Source organism: Streptomyces sp. SM1 (assembly GCF_002910825.1).
GTDB classification, from domain to species: domain Bacteria; phylum Actinomycetota; class Actinomycetes; order Streptomycetales; family Streptomycetaceae; genus Streptomyces; species Streptomyces okerensis.
Genome location: NZ_NEUB01000151.1, coordinates 1 through 5,133, shown reverse-complemented (window position 1 = coordinate 5,133; position 5,133 = coordinate 1). Strand labels below are relative to the sequence as shown.

The window sequence follows — 5,133 nt, the reverse complement described above, 5'->3', positions numbered from 1 at the left end:
GGACGGCGTCCCCTATGTGTCCAGCTCGGTGAAGAGGGTCAGCTGGAGCGCGCCCGGTGCTTCCAGCCGCGAGTTCAGTGAGTTCCAGGGGGTGCGGGTCGGTTCGGCGACCACCTCCGCACCGGCGGCGGCCGGCTTCGCCGTGGTGGCGGCGGAGTCGTCGACCTGGAAGGCGACCCGGACGTGACCGGCCACCCGCCGCCCGACCTCGACCTCGTCGATGAAGGCGGCGTGGTGCGGATCGGTCAGCTCCAGAGTGGCCCGGCCGGCGTCGAGGATGGTGACCCGGCCGTCGGGTGATGCGAACGCCGCCCGCTCGGTGAGGCCGAGGACGTCGCGGTAGAAGCGCAACGCGGCGTCGTAGTCGTCGGCGGTGACCACCAGGCGCAGTTCGCGGACGGCGGTGGGTTCGTCGGTCATACCGGCTCCCGGGAGATCGCTCGTGCGGACGACCGGTGAACACGGTGAGCGACCGGACGATTCCCCGGAGTCCGCGGGCGCGACCCGGCGTGCCCGGTGCGTCCTGTCCCGTCCGCTCCCGGGGCGCGGCGCGCGAGCGACCCGCGGACGGGCCGGGGTCCCCGACCCCGTAGGCTCGTCCCTTGTGAGTACGCGCGCGGCACAGGAATTCCGGCACGGTGATGTCGTGTGCGCGGTGCGCGGGCTGACCAAGACCTACCCGGCGGTGCGCGGCCGGCGCGGGGTCCCCGCGACACCCGAGATCCGGGCCACCGACGACGTGGGGCTCGACATCCGGCGCGGTGAGATCTTCGGCCTGCTCGGGCCGAACGGCGCCGGCAAGTCCACCCTGGTACGCCAGCTGACCGGACTGATGCGGCCCGACCGCGGCAGCGTCGGCATCCTCGGCCACGACATCGTGCGCCACCCCGAGCGGGCCTCCCGCATCCTCGCCTACCTCGGGCAGGAGTCCACCGCCCTCGACGAGCTCACCGTGTCCCTCGCCGCCGAGACCACCGGCCGGCTGCGCGGGCTCGACGCGCGCCGCGCGCGGGCCGAGCGGGACGACGTCCTGGACGAACTGGGGCTCGCCCCGCTCGCCGGACGCCCGCTGAGGAAGCTCTCCGGCGGCCAGCGCCGGCTCGCCTGCCTCGCAGCCGCGCTGGTGGGCGAGCGGCCCCTGCTCGTGCTCGACGAGCCCACCACCGGCATGGACCCGGTGGCCCGGCGGGCGGTGTGGTCCGCCGTCGACCGGCGCCGCGCCGAGCACGGCGCGACCGTCCTGCTGGTCACCCACAACGTCATCGAGGCCGAGACGGTCCTCGACCGGGTCGCGGTCCTCGACCGCGGCCGGGTCATCGCCTGCGACACCCCGTCCGGGCTCAAGGAGCGGGTCGCCGGTGAGGTCCGGGTCGATCTGGTCTGGCGCGAAGCCGCGCCCCTGCACGTGCCCGAGGTCGCCGCGCTGTGCGACCGCGTCGTCGAGTCCGGCCGCCGCTGGACGCTGCGGCTGGCGCCCGAGGAGGCCCGTACGGTCGTCGCCACCGTCACCGGCGGTGCCGCCTTCGCCGCCCTGGACGACTTCACGCTGGCCACACCCAGCCTCGAGGACGTCTACCTGGCGCTGGGCGGTGCCGTACGACAGGGACTGGTGAAGGCGTGAGCACAGGGGCCGTGTCATCCGTACGGAACGGGGCGGCCGCCCACGCGCATCCGGGTGAATCTCCGAGCGAAGGAGCACAGCACGAGGTGAGTGTCGTACCCGCCGAAGCCCTGCCGGACGGTGCCCCGGCCGCGAAGGAGGCCGGGCCGGAAGCGGCCGAGCTCGGCCCCCGGGCGCGGCTGTGGCCGTCGCTGGCGGCCGTATACCGGGCGCAGCTGTCCCGGGCCAGGGTCGCGCGGATCCCGCTGCTGTTCGTGGCGACGTTCCAGTCGGTCGGCATCATGATCCTGATGCGCGGGGTGGTGGACGGCGGCGGTGAGGCGCGGTCCGTGGTCGCCGGTTCGGCGGTGCTGGTCGTCGCCTTCGTCGCGCTGAACCTCCTCGCCCAGTACTTCGGCCAGCTGCGGGCCGGCGGCGGACTGGACCACTACGCGACCCTGCCCGTGCCGCCGGCGGCCGTGGTGCTGGGCGCGGCGGGCGCGTACGCGTCGTTCACCGTGCCGGGGACCCTGGTGACCGCCGTCTTCGGCTGCGTGCTGTTCGGGCTGCCGATGGCGCATCTGTGGATCCTGATCGCGGTGATCCCGCTCGCCGGCGCCGCGCTCGCCGGACTGGGAGCGGCCCTCGGCCTGCTCGCGCCCCGGCCGGAGCTGGCCACGCTCCTCGGCCAGCTCGGCATGTCCGCCGCGCTGCTGCTGGGCGTGCTGCCGCCGGAGCGGATGCCGGAGGTGGTGCGGCTCGCACGCGACCTGCTGCCGTCGACGTACGGCGTCGAGGCCCTCGCGCGGACCTTCGGACCGCACCCCGACTGGGCCCGGGTGCTCGGTGACCTCGCCGTGTGCGGAGTCGTCGGTGTCCTCTCGCTGGCCGTGGCGACCTGGGCGTACCGCAGGGCGGCCGTCCGGTGACGCGCCGCACGGCCGGGCCTGGCACGATAGCGGGGTGAGCGCTCCCCTGACACCACCACCGCCCCCGCACGAGCAGTCCGCGCAGTCGGCGCAGTCCGCGCAGTCCGCGCGGGGTGTGTGGCAGTCGCCGGCGTCCGGCGGGCCCGCGGCCGTCGCGTTCCGGCATGCCGGGAAGTCCGGGCACGCCGGGTATCCCCGGCACGGCTGGTGGCAGGCAGAGGACGGCCCCGGGATGAGGACCGAACTGCGCGAGGCGTCGGTGGCCGCGGTGGCCGTGGCGCTCGGCGGGGTGCTGCTCGGGGTGCTGTGGTGGTGGCTGGCACCGCGGGTGCCGCTGGTGGGTGATGTGGTCGGCGACAACTGGGCCGTCTATCTCAAGGACTCCGAGGGCGAGCAGGGGATCGCGGTGGACGGCACGTTCACGCTTCTCGCGCTGGGCTTCGGGGCGGTGAGCGCGCTGGCCGTGTTCCTGGTGCGGCGGCGCGGTGGTGTGCCGCTGGTGGTGGGGATGGCGGCGGGAGGGCTGCTGGGGTCGGTACTGGCCTGGCGGCTGGGGGTGTGGCTCGGGCCGGCCCAGGACGTGATCGCGCAGGCGCGGGCCGTCGGCAAAGGGGTCACCTTCGACGCGCCGTTGAAACTGGGGGCCAAGGGGGCGTTGCTGGCGTGGCCGTTCGCGGCGCTGGTGTCGCACCTGGGGCTGACGAGTCTGTTCGGTCCCCGCGATCCGGATCCGCTGCTGCCGCCCGAGCCGTACGTGCCGCGGTCGGGGGCGTAGCTTTCCGGGGTTCCCGGGGGTTTCGGTCGGACGGGGTCGCTACGCGGCCCGACGTTGCGAGGTGCCCCCGCGACCGCCCGTGCCGCCCCGGGGGTACCACTCAGGCCCCTGAGGCACCGGGGGTGGCACGACCGGCCGCGAGGCCGGAGGGCGGGGCCGTCCGTCCGTGCCGCCCCGGAGGACTGACCGCGGGGCGGGGGGTGCTGCAGGCGTTCGCGGGGGCCGTCGTGCCCGCCCGCGCCGCCCCGGGGGTACCTCCCGAACGCTTGAGGCACAGGGGGAGGCACGACCGCCCGCGGAGGCCGGCGGGTGGCGTCGTGCCCGCCCGTGTTGCCCTGGGGGACGGGTCAGGCGGGGCGGTGGCCGTGGTTGGCCCGGTGTTTTCCGATCCGCCTCCTGCGTTCGCGGGTTCTCTTCGAGATGCCCTTGTTGCTCAGCCGGAGCCGGGCGTGGTGTCGAGGGGCTGAACGCGTCCGATCGGGGCGAGGACCGCCGAGGTGAGGTCCGTCAGGTCCTTGGGGGAGAGCTCGACCTCCAGACCGCGGCGGCCGGCCGACACACAGACCGTGTCGTGCAGCGCGGCCGACTCGTCCACCACGGTCGGCAGCCTCTTGCGCTGGCCCAGCGGCGAGATCCCGCCCCGCACGTACCCGGTGGTGCGTTCCGCCAGCGCCGGGTCGGCCATCGCCGCCCGCTTGCCGCCGGCCGCCGACGCGAGGGCCTTGAGGTCCAGCCGTCCCGCCACCGGCACGACCGCCACCGTCAGCGCCCCGTCGACCTCCGCCACCAGCGTCTTGAACACCCGGTCCGGCGGGACGCCCATCGCCTCGGCCGCCTCCTCGCCGTACGACGGGTGGGCGGGGTCGTGGTCGTAGGAGTGCACCGTGAACGGCACTCCGGCCGCCGTGAGCGCCACCGTCGCGGGCGTTCCGCCCGGCTGCTGCTTCCTGGACTTCTTCGCCATGGTGGCCGCCACTCCGGTCGGTCGTGGATCAGTTGAGACTCATCGGGCCGCGCGTCAGCTCCGACGCCGGCAACGACGGCAGATTACGGATGATGGCCGTCTCCGCGCGAAGGAGTTTCAGCTCGTCCCGGAGCCGGGACGCGGTGTCCGGCGCCTGGAGCAGACGCTGCCGCGTCGGCGTGTCCAGCATCATCGCCGCGGCGACCAGATAGGAGACCACCCCGGGCTCGTCCGGCAGGTCCGCGCCGGTCGCCAGCGACCGCTCCCGCGCGCCCGCCAGCCGCTTCTGGTACTGCCGGAACGCCCGCAGCACCCCCTCCGCCAGCGCCCCCGACTCCTCGCCGGGCTCCTCCTCGACCGGCTCCAGTTCGGCCGTCAGATAGGGCCCCGAGGCGTCGACCGACAGCAGCCGCATCCGGGCCGTCCCGGTCGCCAGCACCTCGAAGCTGCCGTCGGGCCGCTCCCGGACCGTCGCCGCGTCGGCCACACAGCCCACCTTGTGGAAGGCGCGCAGCGGCTCGGTGCCGAAGCCCGCCGCCGGTCCCCGGTCGGGTACGGCCGTCGGGTCGGGCAGCCCCGGTGAGCTCGGCGCGACCTCGTGGCCGTCCCGGATCGCCACGACGGCGAACCGGCGTGGCTCGTCCTCCGGGGTCTTCAGCAGGTCGCGCATCATCGCGCGGTAACGCTCCTCGAAGACGTTGAGCGGAAGCACGAGCCCCGGGAACAGCACCGTGTTCAGGGGGAAGAGCGGGAGCCGGACGGTGGTCACGACGCAAAAGCCTAATGGTCGCCGAAGCGGAAGCGACCGCCCTGCCCATTCCTCGGACGGCCGGATGCCGGATGCCGGCGGCCGGCCGCGGGGCGG

6 protein-coding genes are annotated in these 5,133 nt (G+C 74.9%); 3 read left to right on the top strand and 3 right to left on the bottom strand.

The features are described from left to right. Positions 1–12: 12 nt before the first annotated feature. Positions 13–420, bottom strand: a complete 408-nt coding sequence (locus B9S61_RS03335) for a VOC family protein (RefSeq protein WP_103540838.1) — start codon at positions 418–420, stop codon at positions 13–15. 226 nt (positions 421–646) lie between these two features. Here B9S61_RS03335 and B9S61_RS03330 point away from each other — a divergent pair, with 226 nt between their 5' ends. From B9S61_RS03330 to B9S61_RS03320, 3 genes are all read left to right on the top strand, one after another. Next, positions 647–1,621 (top strand): ABC transporter ATP-binding protein, encoded by a 975-nt coding sequence (locus B9S61_RS03330; protein WP_103540837.1) that lies wholly within the window; start codon positions 647–649, stop codon positions 1,619–1,621. Between the two features lie 86 nt (positions 1,622–1,707). Then, a complete protein-coding gene (locus B9S61_RS03325; RefSeq protein WP_103540836.1) occupies positions 1,708–2,529 on the top strand; it encodes an ABC transporter permease in 822 nt (273 codons plus the stop codon). Positions 2,530–2,563: 34 nt separating this feature from the next. Further along, the gene (locus B9S61_RS03320) at positions 2,564–3,304 is read left to right on the top strand and encodes an AAA family ATPase (protein WP_103540835.1); all 741 of its coding nucleotides are present in this window, start codon (positions 2,564–2,566) and stop codon (positions 3,302–3,304) included. Positions 3,305–3,737: 433 nt separating this feature from the next. Here the strand turns inward: B9S61_RS03320 and ybaK are convergent, their stop codons facing one another. Then, a complete protein-coding gene (ybaK, locus tag B9S61_RS03315) occupies positions 3,738–4,268 on the bottom strand; it encodes a Cys-tRNA(Pro) deacylase (protein WP_103540839.1) in 531 nt (176 codons plus the stop codon). A gap of 28 nt (positions 4,269–4,296) precedes the next feature. Then, positions 4,297–5,037 (bottom strand): LON peptidase substrate-binding domain-containing protein, encoded by a 741-nt coding sequence (locus B9S61_RS03310; RefSeq protein WP_103540834.1) that lies wholly within the window; start codon positions 5,035–5,037, stop codon positions 4,297–4,299. Positions 5,038–5,133 lie beyond the last annotated feature (96 nt).